This is a genomic window from Streptococcus sp. sy018, assembly GCF_007859185.1.
GTDB lineage: Bacteria > Bacillota > Bacilli > Lactobacillales > Streptococcaceae > Streptococcus.
Genome location: NZ_VOHN01000001.1, coordinates 17,556 through 39,811 on the forward strand (window position 1 = coordinate 17,556; position 22,256 = coordinate 39,811).

Below are 22,256 nucleotides of genomic sequence, written 5' to 3' on the forward strand. Positions count from 1 at the left end.
GTACAATAAAGCTAGTGCTTGGAATGATCTTTATCCCAAGCTAATATTGATAAAGAAAGTAGTTTTTGATGAAAACATTACAATTAGGTCAGTCAGCATTAGAAGTTTCACGTCTTGCCTTGGGTTGCATGCGAATGGCAAGTCTTGATTTGGAAGAAACTAAACAAGTTATTCAAACCAGTTTAGATTTGGGGATTAACTTTTTTGACCATGCTGATATTTATGGTAAGGGGCAGTCAGAGCGATTGTTTGGTCAAGCTATTAAGGATATGGGGATTGACCGTGAGCGATTGATAATTCAGTCCAAGTGTGGGATTCGTCAGGGATTTTTTGATTTTTCAAAAGAGCATATCTTGCAATCTGTTGATGGTATCTTGGAACGTTTGCAGACGGAGTATTTGGATCTTTTGGTCTTACACCGTCCAGATACTCTCTGGGAACCTGAAGAAGTGGCAGAGACTATGGTCTATTTGCAAGAGCAGGGTAAGGTTCGTCATTTTGGTTTAAGTAATGTCAATCGTTACCAGTTTGAGCATTTACAGGCTCATATGGATCAGCCACTCTTGGTCAATCAGTTACAGTTTAGCTTGGTTCATACACCTATGATTGATAGTGGGTTACAGGTTAATATGTTGAGTGATGGAGCGACAAATCGTGATGGTGGTATTTTGGACTATTGCCGCCTACATGGTGTGACCATTCAGGCTTGGTCCCCGTTTATGATTGATTTGGCGAAAGGTACTTTTTTTGACCACCCTGATTATCCAGAGCTTAATCAAGTGTTGAGAGAATTAGCAACAGCCAAAGGTGTCTCCGTTGAAGCGATTGCGACAGCCTTTATTCTTCGTCATCCTGCTAAAATGCAAGTCATTCTAGGTTCTATGAATCCAGATCGCCTGCGAAATATTGCTAAGGCTAGTGAGATTGAACTGGATCGTAAAGAATGGTATCGCCTGTATCTAGCAGCAGGTAAGTTTTTACCATAATTAACAAAAAGATTTAACTCATGGGTTAAGTCTTTTTGTAATTGGTTTTATTGTTGACATTTTGATATAATGGAAAAAAAGAAGGAGGAGTTTCATGGTAAAGTTAGCGACCATTTGTTACATTGATAATGGCAAGGAATTTCTCCTTCTTCATCGTAATAAACGCCAAGATGATGTTCACTATGGCAAGTGGATTTCTGTTGGTGGCAAGCTAGAAGCTGGTGAGAGTCCAGAGGATTGTGCTAGGCGTGAAGTAGCAGAAGAAACGGGGCTAAATGTGGAAGAGATGAGCCTTAAAGGGATTGTGACATTTCCAAATTTTACACCAAATCAGGATTGGTACACCTACGTTTTTCGAGTGACGGCATTTTCAGGTGACTTGTTGTCTGATTGTCCAGAAGGCAACTTAGCTTGGGTACCTTATGATCAAGTTTTGACCAAGCCCACATGGGAGGGCGATTATCAACTGTTTTCTTGGATTTTAGAAGATAGCCCCTTCTTTTCTGCAAAATTTTCTTATCAAGAGGGGCAGTTACTTGATCAGCAGGTTTATTTTTATGATAAGTAGTGATTTTTAGAGAAAAAGCAAGGTGTCTTGTTAGTTATCAAATGGAGGAATTATGAGCCAAAACGAGAAGCAGTTTGATAAAAGTTGGTTTTCAAAATGGTTGTTACATAATCAAGCAGTATTTGTGCTGTTGATTACGTTACTTCTGTTTTTGAATATTTTTGTATTTACAAAAATTAGTTCGGTCTTTATGTCAGTCCTTTACTTGGGGGCAGCCGTCATGCTCCCTTTAGTGATGTCAACCATTCTCTACTATCTGTTAGAGCCGATGGTGACTTGGATTGAAAAAAGAGGTATGCAGCGTGTAGCAGCGATTGCCTTTGTTTTTATTTTGGTGTTATTAGGTGTGCTACTGGTACTTGCCAATTTTGTGCCGATGGCTCAAGAGCAAGTGATGAGTTTTATTCGTAATTTACCAACCTACACTCGACAGGTGGAAAAGCAGGCAGTACAACTGTTACAAGATCCACGTTTGGCTAATTTCCGTCCACAACTTGAAGATGTCGTGGATAATTTAAGTCAAAAAGCTGTTGATTATGCAGAGACCTTTTCACGAGATGCGGTGTCGTGGCTGGGAAGTCTAGCGGCGACCATTGCCAAGGTTGCAGTTGCTATTATCATTGCACCGTTTATTCTCTTTTATTTCCTAAGAGATAGCCAGCAGATGAAAACGGGCTTGGTTTCTATTATCCCAACTAAAATGCGTCCGTCAGCCACTCGGATTTTAAGTGGGATCAATGAACAGCTATCAGGTTATGTTCAAGGACAGGTGACGGTTGCCATTGTGGTTGGTATCATGTTTTCAATCATGTTTAGCCTAATCAATCTCCCTTATGCTCTCACACTTGGGGTTTTGGCAGGTATTTTGAACATGATTCCTTACTTGGGAAGTTTCTTGGCGATGATTCCTGTTGTGATTTTAGCCTTGGTTGATGGGCCTGTAATGCTAGCCAAGGTCTTGTTGGTCTTTACCATTGAACAAACGGTCGAAGGTCGTTTTGTAACCCCGTTAGTTCTAGGTAGTAAGCTCAGCATTCATCCTATTACCATTATGTTTATTCTCTTGATTTCAGGATCAATATTTGGTGTTTGGGGCGTCTTTTTGGGAATTCCATTTTATGCTTCCGTCAAGGTAGTGGTCAAAGAAATGTTTGAATGGTACAAACAAGCTAGTGGGCTTTACGAGGAGGCAAACAGTCAAGATGAGTAATAGTGAAAAAATGTTGGCAGCCTTGGAAATGGGTGATTTGACACGAGCAAAGAAATATTTTCAGCGAGCCTTACATTCAGATGACCAAGAAACCTTGTTGGACTTGGGGACTTATTTGCAATCAATTGGCTTTTATGAAGAAGCCAAAGCCATTTATCAGCAAATTCAAAATGATTTTCCAGAAGTTTATTTGAGCTTGGCTGAAATTGCAGCTGAGGATGGTCAGATAGAAGAGGCTTTCTTTTATCTAGATCAAGTTGATTCGACAAGTCCGGATTATGTGGTTAGTCTGCTGATTATGGCTGACTTGTATGACAGTGAAGGTTTGACGGATGTAGCTAGGGAAAAATTACTTTTAGCCAGTCAGTTGAGTACTGATCCACTGGTTAAACTAGGCTTGGCTGAAATCGAGTATCGTTTGGAAAATTTTCAAGCAGCCATTGATACTTATGCCCAACTGGATAATCGAGCAATCCTAGCTGAGACAGGGATTTCCACCTATCAACGTATTGGTCGTTCTTATGCCCATTTGGGTAAGATTGAAGCAGCGATTGAGTTCTTAGCCAAGGCTGTTGAGATTGAGTATGATGACCAGACGGTTTTTGAATTGGCCAGTCTTTTGAGTGAGCAAGAGGATTATCAACGAGCTAATGTGTATTTTAAACAATTAGAAACCATGAGTCCTGATTTTGAAGGCTATGAGTTAGCTTATGCTCGTTCTCTCCATGCGAATCACCAGTTAGAAGAGGCCTTGATTCTCGTTCAAGGTGGTCTAGCTAAAAATGAATTTGACGGGCAATTACTGCTCTTAGCTGCTCAGTTGTCTTATGAAAATCATGACCAAGTTGGAGCTGAAAACTATCTCATAAAGGCAGAGGCCGTGGTGGAAGATCGTGAAGAAGTAGTCCTAGCCCTAGCTAATCTTTACTTGGAGCAAGAACGTTATTCAGAGATTATTGCCTTGGTTGATGAGAAAAATGATTGGGCATTAACCAAGTGGACCTTGGCCAAGGCCTATCAGGCTAGTGACGAGGAAGACAAGGCTCTAGCTATTTATAAGGCGTTGACAGAGGATTTAGGAAATAATCCTGACTTTCTCAAAGATTATGCCTATCTGTTAAGGGAGTTTGGCTATCAAAAAGACTTGGCTTTGGTGGTTCAACAGTATTTGACATTTGTTCCTGATGATACAGAAATGTATGACTTATTAGATGACAATTAAAAGAGATTGATATTTTATCAATCTCTTTTGTTTAGTTTCATGTTTTGAATTTTTTCTGCTAGGGGGGTTACTCGCAAGGTTTTTTGTCCAGTATAAGTGACAAATCCAGGCTTTGCTCCTGTAGGTTTGTGGAGTTTTTTGGCTTCAATCATATCCACTTGCACAAGATTGGATAGACGAGCCTTAGAATAATAGGCAGCTAGTTCCGCTGCGTCTGTTTTGACCTCATCGCTAGGGTTGAGATTGTCTTTGATGATGACATGGCTTCCGGCAATATCCTTAGCATGAAACCAAAGCTCGCCTTTCTTGGCTAGTTTGAAAGTCAATTCTTCATTTTGAAGGTTATTGCGTCCAACCAAAATGATGGTTTTACCATCGGTTGCCAGATATTGCTCAGGTTTTTTACGCTTGTGGAGTTTTTGGCGATTTTTTTGCTTGATAAAGCCAGTCTGAATCAATTCTTCTCGAATGTCTTCAATATCTTCTAAGGAAGCTTGAGCAAGGGCAACTTCAACACTTTCAAGATAAGAAATCGTTTCCTTGGTTTCCTCAATCAGTCCTTTTAGATGTTTGACAGCTTCTTTTAATTTTTGATATTTTTTGAAATAACGCTGGGCATTTTGATTCGGCGTGAGGGCAAGATCAAGGGCAATCGTAATTGGCTGGCCAGTATAGTAGTTGTCTAAGATGATTTCATCTTTATTATTGGGAACCTGACTGAGATAGGTTGTCAGTAGTTCGCCTTTTTGACGGAAATCTTCTGCCAAGTCAGTGTCGGCTAGCTCTTGACTTTGCTTGTTCAATTTCTTACGATTTTTTTCCAAATCATTTTGAACCCGTTGAATTAAGTCGCTGGCCTGCTGGCTGATGCGGTCTTTTTCAGCTTTTTCTTGATAAAAATAATCTAGGAGTTGGGCAAAATCAGCAAATGATTTTTGGCTGTCTGAAAAAGTGACGGCTGAAAAACTATTCTTGGTCAGAGTAGGTTTAGTTTCTTGGTTAAAGAAAGCTCGGAAGGCCTTGAGTTTACGGTCACAATCCAAGGCAAGTGTTAGTTGGTTAGCTGTATCTCGTCCTAAGCCTTGGAAAAGTTGCTGAAGATTGTTAGCAGTCAAGTCTTGCGTTTGAAGAATCTCAAAGAGTTTTTCATCAGCTATGGTAAATGGATTGTGACTGTTTTTTGGTGGTGGAGCTAGATAGGTTGCACCAGGTAAAATGGTACGGTAGCTATTTTGGGCAAAACCAAGGTGTTTAATCGATTCGATAATCTTTCCTTGTCCCTTGTCTAACAGGATAATGTTGCTATGTTTGCCCATGATTTCAACCACTAAGGTGACCTCAATGTGATCGCCAATTTCATTTTTGTTGGAAACACTGATTTCTAAGATACGATCATTGTCAATTTGTTTCAGTTGCTCAATGACAGCACCTTGAAGGTACTTTCGCATAATCATGGTAAAGGTGCTGGGTTGTTTGGGATTTTGAAACTCAGTTTGCGTTAATTGGATACGACCAAAGACAGAATGTGCAGAAAGTAGCAGTTTGTAATTTTGTCGATGGTGACGAATAGTGAGGACTAACTCTCTCTCAAATGGTTGGTTGACCTTTTGAATCCGTCCACCGACCAGTTGAGTTTGAAGTTCTTGGGTAAGGTGATGCAAAAAAAAGCCATCAAAAGACATGCAATTCTCCTTTTTTGTCTAGTTTAATCATTATATCATAAATGTCTGAGCCTAGATAGACAAGGAGATGAGATAGACGGTCTGATGAGAATATGCTACAATAGTCCTACTAAAGAATAAAGGAGTTAGTATGATTATTTCCACCATTTCGCAAGGCTTACTTTGGGCCGTCTTGGGTCTTGGGATCTATATGACCTTTCGGATCTTGAACTTTCCTGATATGACAATAGAAGGCTCCTTTCCCTTGGGCGGTGCAGTAGCTGTTACCTTGATGACACAGGGTGTCCATCCTCTTTTAGCGACCTTAATGGCTATTCTTTCAGGTTGTTTGGCAGGTTTGGTCACAGGCCTTCTTTATACCAAGGGGAAAATTCCGACGCTTTTAGCGGGAATCTTGGTGATGACATCTTGTCATTCCATTATTTTAATGGTCATGGGCAGGGCCAATTTGGGGCTTTTAGATGCCATTACCTTGCCGGACTTATTACCTTTAGACAATAGTTTCAACCTTTTGGTTCTGGGTTTGATTTTTAACTTTTTGGTGATTTTTGGTCTGATTTATTTTTTCTATACGCGTCTGGGTCAAGCCTATATCGCTACTGGAGATAATCGTGATATGGCTCGTAGTTTTGGCATTGATACCGATAAAATGGAAGTCATGGGACTGGTTGTTTCTAATGGCATTGTTGCCTTGGCAGGAGCTTTGATTAGTCAGCAAGATGGCTACGCTGATGTGTCTAAGGGCGTTGGGGTGATTGTCATTGGTTTGGCAAGTATCATTATCGGTGAGGTAGTTTTATCAGCCAATTTAACTCTTTTGGAACGTTTGATTTCTCTTGTCGTGGGGTCAATTGGCTATCAGGCTCTGATTTGGTTAGTTGTGGCTCTTGGTTTCAATACCAACTATCTCAAACTATTCAGTGCCTTAGTCTTGGCAATCTGTTTGATGATTCCAGAGCTGAAGAAAAAATTCTTGAAAGGGGTTAGCCTATCCCGATGAAAAAAATTATTGAACTTAAAAATGCGAGTGTCGTGGTTAATAATGGTTTTGATGAAGTTAAGACCATTTTGGACGATGTTAGTTTGACCATTTATGAACAGGACTTTTTGACCATTTTAGGTGGTAATGGAGCTGGAAAATCGACTCTATTTAATGTCATTGCAGGGACACTTATGTTGACTAGCGGTAGCATTGCTATTATGGGTGAAGACGTGACGCAGCTATCTGCACAAAAACGAGCAGCCCACCTATCACGTGTCTTTCAAGATCCTAAAATGGGGACTGCTCCACGTATGACCGTGGCTGAAAATCTGCTCATTGCCAAGTTTCGAGGGCAAAAAAGAGGCCTTGTGTCCCGTCAATTGCAGGAATATAAGGATGAATTTCAAGAACTACTTGGCAAGATTGGCAATGGGTTAGACAAGCATTTGGACACGCCAGCAGGGCTATTGTCAGGTGGTCAACGTCAAGCCCTTAGTCTCTTGATGGCAACCGTCAAACGCCCAGAGTTGTTGCTTTTAGATGAACATACGGCAGCTTTAGATCCTAAGACCAGTCAGTCGTTAATGCAGTTGACCGATGATTTTGTCCAGACAGACCAATTAACGGCCTTGATGATTACTCATCAGATGGAAGACGCCTTGAAATATGGCAATCGCCTATTGGTCATGAAAGATGGTAAGATTGTCAAAGACTTGAACAAAGACGAAAAAGCTCAACTGAGTATTGCTGATTATTATCGCATTTTTGATTAAGAGAGAGACTAACCTTTGGTAAGAAAGGTTAGTTTTTATTTTCATGTGAAATATGATATAATGGGAGAGATTATAACAGTAAATCGACTTGCTTAGCCAAGGACCGTTTGTCATAATATCAGTAGCCAATCTACTGGTCATTTTAAGCATAATAAGATTACAGACAAGGAGAAGATATGAGTCAAATTAAAATTATAGCTCTAGGTGGTGTCCGAGAAAATGGAAAAAATTTCTACCTAGTTGAAGTCAATGAATCGATTTTTATTTTGGATACAGGATTGAAATATCCTGAAAATGAACAACTTGGGGTTGATGTGGTCATTCCTAATTTTGACTACCTTATTGAAAACAAACAACGTGTACAAGGGATTTTCCTAACTCACGGTCATGCCGATGCGATTGGTGCCCTTCCTTACCTCTTGCAACAGGTTAAGGTACCCGTTTTTGGCTCGCAACTCACCATTGAACTTGCCAAGTTGGTGGTAAAAAATAATGAAGGTAGTAAGAAATTTAATCAATTTCATGTTGTTGACAGTGAAACGGAAATTGAATTTGATGATGCCACCATTTCCTTTTTCAAAACGACCCACTCGATACCAGACAGTTTAGGGGTTGTGGTTGGTACAGCAGAAGGTAAGATTGTTTATACAGGGGATTTCAAATTTGATCAAGCTGCTAGTTCACTTTATCAGACAGATTTGGGTCGTTTGGCAGAAATTGGTCGGGAAGGTGTCTTAGCCCTTTTATCAGACTCTGCCAATGCTTCTAGTACCGTTCAAGTTGCCAGTGAGGCTGAAGTTGGTCTTGAGATGAACCAAGTCATCGCCGATGCGGATGGTCGCATTATTGTGGCAGCAGTTGCTAGTAATCTAGTGAGAATTCAACAAGTTTTTGATGCAGCAGCAGCTAATGGTCGTCGTGTGGTCTTGACAGGTTTTGATGCGGAAAATATCGTTCGTACTGCCATGCGTCTAAAAAAATTGTCTTTGGCTAACGAACGCCTAATCATCAAACCTAAAGACATCAATCGTTTTGAAGACCATGAATTGATTATCCTAGAAACAGGTAAGATGGGTGAGCCAATCAATGGCTTGCGTAAGATGGCGATTGGGCGTCACCGCTATGTTCAAATTAAAGAAGGGGATTTGGTTTATGTTGTGACCACACCAAGCATTGCTAAAGAAGCCATGGTGGCACGAGTTGAAAATCTGATTTACAAGGCAGGTGGTTCAGTTAAACTCATCACACAAAATCTGCGTGTGTCAGGTCATGCTAACGGCCGTGATTTGCAGCTGATGATTAACCTCCTTCAACCTAAATACCTATTTCCGATTCAGGGTGAGTATCGTGATTTGCAGGCCCATGCTGAGTTGGCACAGGAAGTTGGCGTTTTACCAGAGAACATTTACATCATGAAACGTGGCGATATCATGGTCTATGATCAAGAAGGCTTCATGCATGAAGGGGGTATTCCTGCTGGAGATGTCATGATTGATGGCAATGCCATTGGTGATGTGGGCAATATTGTCTTGCGAGATCGTAAGATTTTGTCAGAAGATGGTATCTTTATCGTAGCCATGACGGTCAATAAACGAGAACGTAAGATTATTTCAAGAGCCAAGGTGCATACGCGTGGCTTTGTCTATGTTAAAAAGAGTCGTGACATTTTAAGAGAAAGTGCTGATTTGGTCAACACGGTTGTTGAAGATTACCTTGCCCAACCTAACTTTGATTGGAATGAATTGAAAGGTTCAGTTCGTGATAGTATCAGTAAGTTTTTATTTGAGCAGACCAAACGCCGACCAGCTATTTTGCCAGTCATTATGGAAGTACGCTAAAAGAATAAGCTAGGAAATCAGCTCCTAGCTTTTTATATCAAGAAAGGACATGATTTATGGCTTTATTAAAAATTGAATACCACTCCGATGTTTTAGGCATGATGCGACAGGTCAATGTCATCTATCCTGATGCTAGTGACCTTAGCCAAGAAGAAGCAACAAGTCAAGACATTCCTGTGCTGTATCTCTTACATGGTATGGCAGGAAATGAAAATTCTTGGCTCAAACGAACAGCGATTGAACGTTTGGTACGCAAGACTAATTTAATCGTGGTCATGCCGTCAACAGATTTGGCTTGGTACACCAATACTCAGTATGGTCTAGCTTATTATGATGCGCTAGCCAAGGAGTTGCCTCAAGTTCTGCACCGCTTTTTCCCTAATATGAGTCAATCTCGTGCTAAAACCTTTATCGCAGGTCTGTCTATGGGAGGTTACGGTGCTTTTAAATTAGCTCTTTTAAGCAATCGTTTTGCTTATGCGGGTTCATTTTCAGGAGCCTTGTCTTTTGATTTAGACAGTCTGCAGGATCAAACCAGATCAGATTTAGCTTACTGGCAAGGGATTTTTGGGGAAAATCAAGATGACACATCAGAACATTTCTTGGTCAATATGGTCAAAAACCATGATATCCAAACCAAATTCTATGCTTGGTGTGGGCAAGAAGATTTTCTTTTTGACGCCAATCAGATAGGAGCTAAGGCTTTGCAAGCAGCAGGAATAGACCTAGATTATCAGGTCGGTCATGGCACGCATGATTGGTACTACTGGGAAAAACAATTGGAGATCTTTTTAGAAATGTTACCAATTGATTACGTTAAAGAAGAACGTTTGTCATAATGATGACAAATTTGTAAAGGTTATTTTTTTCGTTGAAATTGCTGGTCAATCTTGCTATAATCAATCTCATGTTTTAGGAAATTTCACTGGAAAAGAGTTAACTAATGGTTTATTTGCTAAAATCTTTACTGTGGTTGCCTAGGTTTATCATACGTTTGGTTTGGAATTTAATCTGGCGATTGATTCAGACGGCGGTCTTACTGGCTTTGATTTTATGGGGCTTCTGGTGGTATATCAATAATAGCACCTCTGACTTTGCTAATCAGTTGTCTAATGTTGTTAGTGGTATTTCACAGATTTTCCCCACAGATACTACTAATTTACGTGAAAATTTACAAAATCTCTCGACAGATTTTTATCAAAGTCAAGAAGGAGTGAGGTGGTCAAAACCTCAAGCCACCATTTATATTCAATCAACGGATCCAACGCTAGTATCAGCCTATCAGACAGCTATTGCTAATTGGAACAGTACAGGAGCCTTTACCTTTACGCTAACCAACGATGAGCAAACAGCAGATATTATCGCTAGAGATGAGATGAATGCCAATACTCAAGCAGCAGGAGTAGCAGAAACGAAACTCAATGCCTTAACCAAGCGTATTGTTTATGCAGATATTCGACTGAATGCTTATTATCTGTTGAATGATACTTATGGTTATACCTTTGAACGTGTGGTCAATACTGCTGAGCATGAATTGGGTCATGCGATTGGTTTATCTCATAACGATGCTGAAGTTTCTGTCATGCAGTCATCGAGTTCCAATTACAGTATTCAAGCAACGGATGTTAATAGCTTGGTTGAGTTATACCAATCTTAATCAATTCAGTCTAGAAGGATGATAAATTTCCCATCTTTTCTAGGCTTTTTTGTTATAATAAAGCTATGATTATTTTACAAGCAAACAAGGTGGAACGCTCTTTTGCAGGGGAGGTTCTTTTTCAAAATATCAATCTGCAAATTGATGAACGTGATCGCATTGCCCTAGTTGGTCGCAATGGTGCAGGTAAATCAACCTTATTAAAAATTTTAGTCGGACAAGAAAGTGCTACCTCAGGAGAGATTAGTTGTAAACGAGATTTGTCACTGTCTTATCTAGCTCAAAATAGCCAATTTAATGCCAAAGGTACCATCTTTGAAGAAATGTTGGCTGTTTTTGCTGACCTGCGTCAACAGGAAAAAAGCCTACGTCACATGGAAGAGCAAATGAGTGAGTTGACTGGTCAAGCCTTACAAGACTTGATGACGTCCTATGATAGTTTGGCAGAAGACTTTAGGGTCAAGGGTGGCTTTACCTATGAAAGTGATTTGAAAGCTATGCTCAATGGTTTCAAGTTTGATCAAAGCATGTGGGATATGCCAGTATCAGATCTTTCTGGTGGGCAAAAAACACGACTGGCTCTGGCGAGAATGTTGCTTGAAAAACCAGAACTTCTGGTGCTAGATGAGCCAACCAATCACTTGGATATTGAAACAGTGGCTTGGTTAGAAAATTATCTTACCAACTACCAAGGGGCACTTTTGATTGTCAGTCATGACCGTTATTTTCTTGACAAGGTGGCCACTAAGACGGCAGATTTAAGACCAAATGGCTTGGATATGTATGTTGGTAATTATTCAAAATTCATGGATTTGAAAGCTGAAAAACTAGCCACTGAGCAAAAGAATTTTGATAAGCAGAATAAGGAAATTGCCAAATTAGAAGATTTTGTCAAACGCAATATTGCAAGAGCCTCAACAACCAAGCGCGCCCAATCTCGTCGCAAGCAACTGGAGAAAATGGAACGCTTGGATAAGCCAGAAAATCATCAAGAATCAGCCAGTATGACCTTTCAGATTGACAAGGTGTCGGGAAATCAAGTCTTGAATCTAGATCAAGTTGTCATCGGTTATGATCAAGAGATTTTGGCGCAAGAGATTAGTCTAGATGTGCGTAAACACGATGCCATTGCTCTAGTTGGTCCAAATGGGGTTGGAAAATCAACGCTGCTTAAGTCTTTATTAGGTCAGATTGATTTCTTGAAGGGGCAGGCTCATTTTGGTGCCAATCTTGAGGTGGGCTACTATGATCAAAATCAAACAGCACTAACGCCTTCTAATACAGTTTTAGAAGAACTTTGGTCAGCATTTCCTACAACACCAGAACTAGACATTCGCAATCGTCTGGGTGCTTTTCTCTTTTCTGGAGATGAGGTGAAAAAAACAGTAGGCATGCTTTCAGGTGGTGAAAAAGCGCGTGTTTTATTGGCTAAACTTTCCATGGAAAATAATAATTTTCTCATTCTTGATGAACCAACCAACCATCTAGACATTGATAGCAAGGAAGTCTTGGAGGACGCCTTGATTAACTACCAAGGCACTCTACTTTTTGTCAGTCATGATCGCTATTTTATCAATCGTGTAGCAACGAAGGTCGTCGAGCTCTCTTCGACAGGAACAACACTTTATTTAGGCGATTATGATTATTATTTAGAAAAAAAGGCAGAGCAGGAAGTTCAAGAAGAAAGCAACCAAGTCAAGGTTGTAGCAGCCAGTCAGGACTATCAGCAACAAAAATTAGAGCAAAAAGAAAAGCGTAAAAAAGAACGTCAATTAGCCCAAGTAGAAGACCGTCTAGAACAATTAGAGTCTGATTTGGACCTGCTCAATCAAGACATGTTGGCAACCAACGACGCTCAACTCTTGATTGACCTACAAGAACAAGTCAATCAGTTGACCGTTGAGCAAGAAGAATTGATGATGCAATGGGAGTTTTTGGTGGAGGAATTAAGCTAAAAAACGAATAATATCTCAAATAAGTGTTGTTTTTTGCTCTAAAATCAGTAAAAAATGAAAAAAACAAGATTTTTCTATTGACAAGCGAGAAAAAAATAGGTATGATAGCTATATCTTAAACAAGGGAAAGGAGAACAGATATGTTACTGACTAGTCAAAATCAAGCAGTCAATACTTATTTCTACAGCTATTATTAGATAGTGTTTGTAGGCATGTATAACAACATGGATACAAACACGGGAACGTAAGTTTGTATCTATGTGGCTGTGGTTGTTTTGACGTGTGCCTCATAGATGTTAAATCTAGATGGCACAGAAAGAGTATTTTATCTGTTTTACTATACAAGAAAAGTGTAGGGACCGTCTAGATAGCATGCTAGGCGGTCCCTTTTTGTTCCATCACTCATTCATTTATTTATTTTATAGGAGAATAATCATGATCTTTAAAAAACTTATTTTTGGTTCTGTTACATTTTTATCAGTACTTGCTTTAGCCGCTTGTGGCAATAGCCAATCGTCTTCGTCTGACGCTGTTAAGGTAGGCGTTATTCAGTACGCTGAGCATGAGGCCTTAACAGCTGCACGACAAGGTTTCGTTGAAGCCTTGGAGAAGGCAGGTTACAAGGAGGGGGACAATTTAACTCTTGATGTACAAAATGCCCAAGGTGATCAAGCCAATCTTCAAACCATGGTTGCCAAATTAGCTGGCGAAAATGATTTGAACTTTGCTATCGCAACACCTGCAGCCCAAGCCCTACTGAATGCTGATTCAGAAACACCATCTGTATTTACAGCAGTGACTGATCCAGTGGAAGCAGGACTGGTGAAATCTTTAGAAAAACCTGAGAGCAGCATGACAGGTTCTATTGATGCGACAGATGTGTCAAAACAAATTGACATGTTGGTCAAGGTCGTACCAACTGCCAAGACGGTGGGCATTTTCTACAATTCAAGTGAGGTCAATTCTGAAGTTCAGGCTGAACAGGCTAAAAAAGCTCTTGAAGCTAAAGGGCTTAGCGTTGAAACAGCTACAGTGACCTCTAGTAATGATGTGCAACAAGTGATGACCTCATTGGCTGACAAGGTTGATGCTATTTACTTACCAACCGACAATGTCGTTGCTTCAACAGCCTCAACGATTGGTGAGATTTTGAAAGAGAAAAAAGTACCAGCTATGGCTAGTGATGCGGCAGTGATTGATGCGGCACTCTTTACTTACGGTGTTGATTACAAGGCAATCGGGGTACAAGCTGGTGAGTTGGCTGTGAAGATTCTTGAAGGGGAAAAACCAGCTGACTTAGCCGTTCAAAAACCAAATACGGCAGCCATTACCATCAATGATGAGATGACTAAGGCGATTGGCATTGATCCAGCAAGTATTGAAGCTTTAGAACAATAAAAGAAGATAGCTATAGGGTATCAAACAGTAAAAAAATTGGCAGTTATGTCATTAGCAGGCTTGGCTCTACTTGGCTTAGGAGCTTGTTCTGCAACAGGTAAGCAGTCAAATTCTACAGATTCTGTTAAAATTGGGATTTTGCAATACATGGAACATGATTCCTTGACCGTAGCACGTAAGGGTTTTGTGGATGAATTGGCAGCCAATGGCTACAAAGAGGGCGAAAAAATCACTTTGAATTATCAAAATGCCCAAGGTGATCAAGCCCCTATTGATAAACAAATCGAATTATTGGGGCAAGCCTTACCAACTACTAAAACGGTTGGTATTCTCTATACAACAAGTGAACGTAATGTTGAAGTGCAAGTCAAGCAAGCTAAAAAACTGCTAGAAAAGGCAAGTTATCAAGTCATGCTTAAAGGAATTACTTCTTCAAATGATGTTCAAGACATAACATCTAGCTTGATGAAGGATGTAGGTGCCATTTTTGTATCAACAGATAATACCATTGCGTCAACCAGGACCATGATTGGTGACTTATCAGTTGCAAATAAGGTGCTAGTCATTGGTGGATCGACCGACATGGTGAATCAAGGTGGTCTATTGACTTATAGTACTAACTATGAGGCATTGGGTCGTCAAATAGTTAAAATAGCAATCAAGACATTGCTAAGCAGTTAGGGATTGATACTTCTAATCTATCTATTTCAAAATAAGTCATCTATTAAAAGAATAAGACAGCAAAGTAGGTACCAGTGCCTACTTAACTGTCAACATTAAAAGGAGAAAAGTGTGGATATTATTTTATCAAGCATCTCGCAAGGCTTACTTTGGTCGGTCATGGCGATCGGTGTTTATCTAACCTTTCGTATTTTAGAAATTGCAGACATGACGGCTGAGGGTGCTTATCCCTTGGGAGCTGCGGTTTGTGCGACAACTATTGTCAATGGTGTTAATCCTTTGTTAGCAACTTTCTTGTCTATCTTAGCAGGAATGGGAGCTGGCTTGCTGTCTGGCTTGCTACATACCAAACTAAAAATTCCGCCGCTTTTGACGGGGATTGTGACCTTGACAGGTCTTTATTCAATCAATTTGAAAATCTTAGGCAAGGCCAATGTCGCCCTGCTTAGACAAGAAACCTTAGTCACTCAACTTCAAGGGTTAGGTCTGACTAAAACCAATGCCGTTTTAGTGATTGGTGTGGTCGCGATTTTATTGGTTGTTGCTATTTTAACCCTTTTTATGAATACTCAAATTGGTTTGGCTATCCGTTCAACAGGGGACAATATTCCAATGAGCGAATCCAATGGCATTCAAGTCAATACCATGAAAATCTATGGTTATATGATATCAAATGGTTTGATTGCTCTTTGTGGTGCTTTATTGACTCAAAACAATGGCTATGCTGATCTCAATTCAGGAACAGGAACAATTGTTATTGGCTTGGCATCTGTGATTATTGCTGAAGTGATTTTGCGTAATCTCAGCCTTGGTTGGCGTTTGCTGTCTGTGGTTCTAGGAGCGGTGATTTATCGTTTGATTATCTTAGCTATCTTGGAAATTCCTGGTATGGACGCTGATTTAGTGAAGCTCTGCTCTGCTATTTTGCTAGCGACTGTGCTTTATGTGCCAGAGTTGCAGAAAAAACTTAATATTCGTCGTCCAAAAATAAATGGACAAGCTTAGGAGGACCTTATGACGACACTTTTATCGATTCAAAATCTTCACAAGACCTTTGAAGCAGGAACAGTCAATGAAAACCATGTCTTGCGTGGCTTAAATCTTGAGGTTAAAGAGGGAGATTTCATTTCCATTATTGGTGGTAATGGTGCTGGTAAATCAACCTTTATGAATCTTTTGGCAGGGGCACTTTTTCCTGATTCGGGCGATATTTTGCTAGAAGGCAGGTCTATTAAACACCTGCCAGCTTCGAAACGTTCAAAAGATATCAGTCGTGTTTTTCAAGATCCAAAAATGGGAACAGCCTCACGCTTGACTATTGAGGAAAATATGGCGATTGCTTATCGACGTGGTCTTTCTCGTGGCCTTTTTTGGGGTGTTAAAGACAGTGATCGCAAGATTTTCAAAGAAGCCTTAATGGAACTCGGTTTAGGGCTTGAAAATCGGATGAAGGTTGACACCCAATTTTTATCTGGTGGGCAAAGACAGGCCTTGACCTTGATGATGGCTTCCTTGGTGAAACCAAAACTGTTACTCTTGGATGAACATACGGCTGCCCTAGATCCAAAAACCAGTGACATGGTGATGGATTTAACCCAAAAAATTGTGACAAGTCATCAGTTAACAGCACTGATGATTACGCATAATATGGAAAATGCTATCCAATACGGTAATCGTCTGGTCATGCTCCATCGTGGTCAAATTGTGGTGGATGTCCAAGGTGAAGAAAAGCAGCATTTAACGGTTCAAGATTTAATGGCTCTCTTTCATAAAAACAGTGGCCAACAACTGACTGATGATGAAATGATTTTGTAACGGTTTCAGAAACTATCAAAAAGCAGATTCAAGTGATTTTTTAACCACTTGAATCTTTTTTATTGGGGAATCATTTACGAAAATCTAAGTCATCAAAAAAGTTTGTGAAAAACTTATTTTTGTTTTCTTGGTAAACCTTTACATGATGATGATTTAGCTATTAAAAATAATTGCGTCTTGTGAATTTTTAAGGTATGATAAGAGTGTAAAAATAATTTATGGAGGCCAATATGGTAACGATTTCTAAAGAGAAGCATTTGGAAATGTATTTGAAAATGCAACGTATCAGAGAATTTGATATGCGAATTAACAAACTTGTTCGTCGAGGTTTCGTTCAAGGGATGACTCACTTCTCAGTTGGTGAAGAAGCAGCCAACGTTGGTGCGATGGCTCATTTGACCTATGATGATGTCTTCTTCTCAAACCACCGTGGACACGGTCACTGTATTGCTCAGGATATGGATCTGAATGCAATGATGGCAGAATTAGCTGGTAAAGTGACAGGTGTGTCTAAGGGACGTGGTGGCTCTATGCACTTGGCTGATTTTGAAAAAGGTAACTATGGAACCAATGGTATTGTTGGTGGTGGCTACGCTCTAGCAGTTGGTGCTGCCCTGACGCAACAATACAAGGGAACAAATAATATTGCGGTCGCTTTCTCAGGAGATGGTGCAACCAATGAAGGCTCATTCCATGAGTCTATCAACATGGCAGCAACTTGGAAATTACCAGTGATTTTCTTCATCATCAATAATGGTTACGGTATCTCAATGGATATTAAAAATGCGACCAATACCCCTCACCTTTATACGCGTGCAGAAGCCTATGGTATTCCAGGATTCTATTGTGAAGACGGTAATGACGTCTTGGCAGTTTATGAAACAATGGAAAAAGCCGTCGAACATGTGCGTGGTGGCAATGGACCTGCTATTGTTGAAGTGGTTTCTTATCGTTGGTTTGGTCACTCAACAGCTGATGCTGGAGTTTATCGTACCAAAGAAGAAGTCGATGAGTGGAAGAAAAAAGACCCAATGCTCAAATACCGTGCTTATTTGACTGAAAATAAATTTGCCACTGATCAAGAATTAGATGCGATTGATGCACAAGTGGTCAAAGAAGTTGACGATGCTTATGAATTTGCCGTGAATAGTCCAGATCCAGAATTGTCAGTTGCGTTTGAAGACGTTTGGGTTGATTAAGACACACACTAAGGTAAGTAAACTAACAGTAAAAAATTAGGAGAAATAACATGTCAGAAACTAAATTGATGGCTTTGCGTGAAGCAATTAACCTTGCCATGAGTGAGGAAATGCGTAAAGATGAAGATATTTTCTTGATGGGAGAAGATGTCGGCATTTATGGTGGTGATTTTGGTACTTCAGTTGGAATGCTAGCTGAATTTGGGAAAAAGCGTGTTCGTGACACACCAATTTCTGAAGCAGCTATCGCTGGTGCAGCAGTTGGTGCGGCAATTACAGGCTTGCGTCCAATTATTGATTTGACCTTCATGGACTTCATCACGATTGCTCTTGATGCGATTGTGAATAATGGGGCGAAAAACAACTACATGTTTGGTGGTGGTTTGAAAACACCTGTAACCTTCCGTGTGGCGTCTGGTTCAGGTATCGGTTCAGCAGCTCAACATTCTCAGTCTTTGGAAGCATGGTTGGCTCATATCCCAGGAATTAAGGTTGTTGCTCCAGGAAATGCCAATGACGCCAAGGGCTTGTTGAAATCGGCTATTCGTGATAACAATATTGTTTTGTTCATGGAGCCAAAGGCACTTTATGGTAAAAAAGAAGAAGTGACCCAAGATCCTGACTTCTACATTCCACTTGGTAAGGGTGAAATCAAGCGTGAAGGAACAGATTTGACCATTGTGTCTTACGGTCGCATGTTAGAGCGTGTCTTGCAGGCTGCTGAAGAAGTGGCTGTTGATGGCATCAATGTTGAAGTTGTTGACCCACGCACACTTGTGCCTTTGGATAAGGAATTGATTATTGAGTCAGTGAAGAAAACGGGTAAATTGATGCTAGTTAACGATGCCTATAAGACAGGTGGTTTCATTGGTGAAATTGCAGCTATGGTGACAGAAAGTGAAGCTTTTGATTATCTTGATCATCCAATTGTTCGTCTAGCTAGTGAAGACGTGCCAGTACCTTATGCTCGTGTTCTGGAACAAGCAGTCCTACCAGATGTTGCCAAGATTAAAGATGCTATCTATAAGATTGCTAACAAGCAGTAGGCTTGTTAAAGACAAGTGAGATAACAAAGAAGGGAAAAGAGAATGGCAATAGAAATTATTATGCCTAAGCTCGGTGTTGATATGCAAGAAGGCGAAATCATCGAGTGGAAAAAACAAGAAGGCGATGAGGTCAAAGAAGGCGAAATTCTCCTTGAAATCATGTCAGACAAGACCAATATGGAATTGGAAGCAGAAGATTCAGGTGTTCTCTTGAAAATCGTCCGTGGTGCAGGTGAAACTGTTCCTGTTACAGAAATCATTGGTTACATCGGTGCAGCTGGAGAAGTGGTCGAAGCTAATCAGTCAGAAAAACCAGCGAAGGTGGCTGACAATCCTGTAGAAAAGGTTGAGTCGCCTGCTCAGGTTCTTGAAACAAGTAAAGAAGTAGCTCCTGTGGCAGAAGGTGAGAAAGTTCGTGCGACACCAGCAGCTCGTAAATTAGCGAAAGATTTGGGCATTAACCTTCATCTTGTTGTAGGAACTGGACTTCGTGGCCGTATTCACAAAGAAGATGTTGAAAAAGTTAAACAAGCGATTGGCCGTATTTCACCATTGGCACGCAAGATTGCCGAAGACAAGGGTGTTGATATTAGTAGCTTAGTTGGTAGCGGTGTACGTGGTAAGATCATGAAACAAGATATTTTAGCTGCCATTGCACCAAGTCAAGAAGTCGCTGCTGAAAGCCAAGTAAGCCCAGTTGTTGAAACGGTTAAAGAAGAGGTGCCATCTGATATTGAAATTATCAAGATGAGTCCAATGCGTAAGGCAATTTCAAAAGGAATGGTTAATTCATACTTGACTGCTCCAACCTTTACGCTTAACTACGACATCGACATGACTAACTTAATGGCTCTACGCAAGCAAGTCCTTGAACCAATTATGGCAAAGACTGGCAATAAGGTAACCTTTACTGATTTAATCGGTCTTGCAGTTGTTAAAACCTTGATGAAACCAGAACATCGTTACATGAATGCGTCTTTGATTAACGATGCCAATGAAATTGAAATTCATAAGTATGTCAATCTTGGTATTGCCGTTGGTCTTGATGATGGTTTGGTCGTTCCAGTTGTTCATGGTGCAGATAAGATGAGCTTGTCTGAATTTGTGGTTGCGTCAAAAGATGTGATTAAAAAAGCTCAAACGGGTAAATTAAAAGCAGCTGAAATGTCAGGATCAACCTTCTCGATTACCAACCTGGGTATGTTTGGTACAAAGAGCTTCAACCCAATTATTAATCAACCAAACTCAGCAATCCTTGGTGTAGCAGCGACAGTACCGACACCAGTTGCCCTAGATGGAGAAGTTGTGATTCGTCCAATTATGGCTATGTGCTTGACGATTGACCATCGTATCATTGACGGTATGAATGGAGCTAAATTTATGGTTGATTTGAAAAATCTTTTGGAAAATCCAATGGAATTGCTCATCTAAAGATGGGAAACCAAGGTAAAATGTTAGTTGAAAAATAGAAAGTGAGAAAATAATGGCTGTAGAAATTATCATGCCAAAACTCGGTGTTGACATGCAAGAAGGCGAAATCATCGAGTGGAAAAAACAAGAAGGTGATGAAGTCAAAGAAGGCGACATTCTTCTTGAGATTATGTCAGACAAGACCAATATGGAACTTGAAGCAGAAGATTCAGGTGTTCTCTTGAAAATCGTCCGTGGTGCAGGTGAAACCGTTCCAGTTACAGAAATTATTGGTTACATTGGTGCGGCTGGAGAAGTGGTTGATGCTGGAGCTAAAAGTGCATCACCAGCAGAGCTAGAAGCTGCTGGTCTGGAAGTGCCAAAAGCTCCTGTACAAGAAACCGTAGTTGTTGCTGACAAGGCATCACTTGCAGATGATGAATATGATATTGTCGTTGTTGGTGGTGGTCCAGCAGGGTACTATGCAGCCATTCGTGGTGCTCAATTAGGTGGTAAGATTGCCATTGTTGAGAAATCAGAATTTGGTGGTACTTGCTTGAATAAGGGGTGTATCCCAACTAAAACCTACTTGAAAAATGCTGAAATTCTTGATGGATTGAAGATTGCAGCAGGTCGAGGTATCAATTTAGCGTCAACCAACTACACGATTGATATGGATAAGACCGTTGACTTCAAAAATTCAGTAGTTAAAACCTTGACAAGTGGTGTTCAAGGCTTGTTGAAAGCCAATAAAGTGACCATTTTTAATGGTCTTGGTCAAGTTAATCCAGATAAGACAGTTACGATTGGCAGTGAAACGATTAAGGGACGTAATATCATTCTTGCGACTGGTTCAAAAGTTTCACGCATCAATATTCCAGGAATTGAGTCATCATTAGTCATGACGTCAGATGATATCCTTGACTTGCGTGAAATTCCGAAATCATTAGCTGTTATGGGTGGTGGTGTCGTTGGTATCGAGTTAGGTTTGGTATATGCAGCCTATGGTACAGAAGTGACCGTTATTGAAATGGCAGACCGTATCATTCCGGCAATGGACAAGGAAATTTCTTTGGAATTACAAAAAATCTTGTCTAAAAAAGGCATGAACATCAAGACATCTGTTGGTGTTGCTGAAATCGTTGAAAATAACAATCAACTTACTCTGAAATTGAATGACGGTTCAGAAGTAGTGGCAGATCGTGCTCTCTTATCAATTGGTCGTGTGCCACAATTAGCTGGTTTAGAAAATCTTGATCTTGACATGGATCGTGGTCGTATCAAAGTTAACGAGTATCAAGAAACATCAATTCCAGGTATTTATGCCCCAGGAGATGTGAACGGAACTAAAATGCTAGCTCACGCAGCCTACCGTATGGGTGAGGTTGCTGCTGAAAATGCAATGCGTGGTAATGTCCGTAAAGCACACCTTGATTTTACACCAGCAGCCGTTTACACGCATCCAGAAGTGGCGATGTGTGGCTTGACAGAAGAACAAGCTCGTGAGCAATACGGTAATGACATCCTTATTGGTAAATGTAGCTTTACTGGTAATGGACGTGCTATTGCGTCTAACGAGGCACATGGTTTTGTTAAGGTCATTGCTGAGGCTAAATACCATGAAATCCTTGGTGTTCACATTGTAGGGCCAGTTGCAGCTGAATTGATTAACGAAGCAGCAACTATCATGGAAGCAGAATTAACAGTTGATGATGTGGCTCAATCAATTCATGGGCATCCAACCTTCTCAGAAGTGATGTATGAAGCATTCCTAGATGTGCTTGGCGAAGCGATTCATAACCCACCAAAACGTAAATAAACATAAAAATCCTTT

Annotated in this window: 19 protein-coding genes; 18 read left to right on the top strand and 1 reads right to left on the bottom strand. The window is 40.4% G+C overall.

Going from position 1 to position 22,256, the window contains the following annotated elements; translation table 11 throughout:
• Window positions 1-68 precede the first annotated feature (68 nt).
• The 4 genes from FRX52_RS00135 to FRX52_RS00150 all read left to right on the top strand — a co-directional run bounded on the left by FRX52_RS00135 (window position 69) and on the right by FRX52_RS00150 (window position 3,986).
• Window positions 69-986 carry an aldo/keto reductase family oxidoreductase gene (locus tag FRX52_RS00135; protein WP_146538047.1) on the top strand — a complete coding sequence of 306 codons (918 nt, stop codon included), beginning with the start codon at window positions 69-71 and terminating at the stop codon, window positions 984-986.
• Between the two features lie 94 nt (window positions 987-1,080).
• Entirely contained in the window at window positions 1,081-1,554 is a 474-nt protein-coding gene (locus tag FRX52_RS00140; protein WP_146538048.1) for an 8-oxo-dGTP diphosphatase, read from the top strand.
• Window positions 1,555-1,606: 52 nt separating this feature from the next.
• Window positions 1,607-2,764 carry an AI-2E family transporter gene (locus FRX52_RS00145; RefSeq protein WP_146538049.1) on the top strand — a complete coding sequence of 386 codons (1,158 nt, stop codon included), beginning with the start codon at window positions 1,607-1,609 and terminating at the stop codon, window positions 2,762-2,764.
• Complete coding sequence (locus FRX52_RS00150) at window positions 2,757-3,986, top strand: tetratricopeptide repeat protein (RefSeq protein WP_146538050.1); 1,230 nt, start codon at window positions 2,757-2,759, stop codon at window positions 3,984-3,986. Before FRX52_RS00145 ends, FRX52_RS00150 begins: the two co-directional genes overlap by 8 nt.
• Window positions 3,987-4,003: 17 nt before the next feature.
• On the opposite strand, the gene FRX52_RS00155 is transcribed toward FRX52_RS00150, so the two are convergent.
• Window positions 4,004-5,668, bottom strand: coding sequence for an NFACT family protein (locus FRX52_RS00155; protein ID WP_146538051.1), 1,665 nt, complete (start codon window positions 5,666-5,668; stop codon window positions 4,004-4,006).
• A 130-nt stretch (window positions 5,669-5,798) separates the two neighbouring features.
• Here FRX52_RS00155 and FRX52_RS00160 point away from each other — a divergent pair, with 130 nt between their 5' ends.
• The 14 genes from FRX52_RS00160 (at window position 5,799) to lpdA (ending at window position 22,241) form a co-directional block, all read left to right on the top strand.
• A complete protein-coding gene (locus FRX52_RS00160; protein ID WP_146538052.1) occupies window positions 5,799-6,668 on the top strand; it encodes an ABC transporter permease in 870 nt (289 codons plus the stop codon).
• Window positions 6,665-7,423 carry an ABC transporter ATP-binding protein gene (locus FRX52_RS00165; protein WP_146538053.1) on the top strand — a complete coding sequence of 253 codons (759 nt, stop codon included), beginning with the start codon at window positions 6,665-6,667 and terminating at the stop codon, window positions 7,421-7,423. The genes FRX52_RS00160 and FRX52_RS00165 overlap by 4 nt, the downstream gene beginning before the upstream one ends.
• 176 nt (window positions 7,424-7,599) lie before the next feature.
• On the top strand, window positions 7,600-9,261 hold the full coding sequence (locus tag FRX52_RS00170) for a ribonuclease J (protein ID WP_146538054.1): 1,662 nt from the start codon (window positions 7,600-7,602) through the stop codon (window positions 9,259-9,261).
• A 56-nt stretch (window positions 9,262-9,317) separates the two neighbouring features.
• Complete coding sequence (locus FRX52_RS00175; protein ID WP_146538055.1) at window positions 9,318-10,100, top strand: alpha/beta hydrolase family protein; 783 nt, start codon at window positions 9,318-9,320, stop codon at window positions 10,098-10,100.
• A gap of 104 nt (window positions 10,101-10,204) precedes the next feature.
• The gene (locus FRX52_RS00180) at window positions 10,205-10,918 is read left to right on the top strand and encodes a M57 family metalloprotease (RefSeq protein ID WP_146538056.1); all 714 of its coding nucleotides are present in this window, start codon (window positions 10,205-10,207) and stop codon (window positions 10,916-10,918) included.
• Window positions 10,919-10,983: 65 nt separating this feature from the next.
• A complete protein-coding gene (locus tag FRX52_RS00185) occupies window positions 10,984-12,873 on the top strand; it encodes an ABC-F family ATP-binding cassette domain-containing protein (RefSeq protein ID WP_146538057.1) in 1,890 nt (629 codons plus the stop codon).
• Between the two features lie 435 nt (window positions 12,874-13,308).
• Window positions 13,309-14,271 carry an ABC transporter substrate-binding protein gene (locus FRX52_RS00190; RefSeq protein WP_146538058.1) on the top strand — a complete coding sequence of 321 codons (963 nt, stop codon included), beginning with the start codon at window positions 13,309-13,311 and terminating at the stop codon, window positions 14,269-14,271.
• 45 nt (window positions 14,272-14,316) lie between these two features.
• Window positions 14,317-14,952 carry an ABC transporter substrate-binding protein gene (locus FRX52_RS00195; RefSeq protein ID WP_146494792.1) on the top strand — a complete coding sequence of 212 codons (636 nt, stop codon included), beginning with the start codon at window positions 14,317-14,319 and terminating at the stop codon, window positions 14,950-14,952.
• 111 nt (window positions 14,953-15,063) lie between these two features.
• The gene (locus FRX52_RS00200) at window positions 15,064-15,957 is read left to right on the top strand and encodes an ABC transporter permease (RefSeq protein ID WP_146494794.1); all 894 of its coding nucleotides are present in this window, start codon (window positions 15,064-15,066) and stop codon (window positions 15,955-15,957) included.
• 9 nt (window positions 15,958-15,966) lie between these two features.
• Window positions 15,967-16,767 carry an ABC transporter ATP-binding protein gene (locus FRX52_RS00205; RefSeq protein WP_146538059.1) on the top strand — a complete coding sequence of 267 codons (801 nt, stop codon included), beginning with the start codon at window positions 15,967-15,969 and terminating at the stop codon, window positions 16,765-16,767.
• A 230-nt stretch (window positions 16,768-16,997) separates the two neighbouring features.
• Window positions 16,998-17,966 carry a thiamine pyrophosphate-dependent dehydrogenase E1 component subunit alpha gene (locus FRX52_RS00210; RefSeq protein ID WP_146538060.1) on the top strand — a complete coding sequence of 323 codons (969 nt, stop codon included), beginning with the start codon at window positions 16,998-17,000 and terminating at the stop codon, window positions 17,964-17,966.
• Between the two features lie 50 nt (window positions 17,967-18,016).
• Window positions 18,017-19,012, top strand: coding sequence for an alpha-ketoacid dehydrogenase subunit beta (locus FRX52_RS00215; RefSeq protein WP_146538061.1), 996 nt, complete (start codon window positions 18,017-18,019; stop codon window positions 19,010-19,012).
• A 42-nt stretch (window positions 19,013-19,054) separates the two neighbouring features.
• On the top strand, window positions 19,055-20,443 hold the full coding sequence (locus tag FRX52_RS00220) for a dihydrolipoamide acetyltransferase (RefSeq protein WP_146538062.1): 1,389 nt from the start codon (window positions 19,055-19,057) through the stop codon (window positions 20,441-20,443).
• 91 nt (window positions 20,444-20,534) lie between these two features.
• Window positions 20,535-22,241, top strand: a complete 1,707-nt coding sequence (gene lpdA, locus FRX52_RS00225; protein ID WP_398586886.1) for a dihydrolipoyl dehydrogenase — start codon at window positions 20,535-20,537, stop codon at window positions 22,239-22,241.
• The last annotated feature ends 15 nt before the right edge of the window (window positions 22,242-22,256 follow it).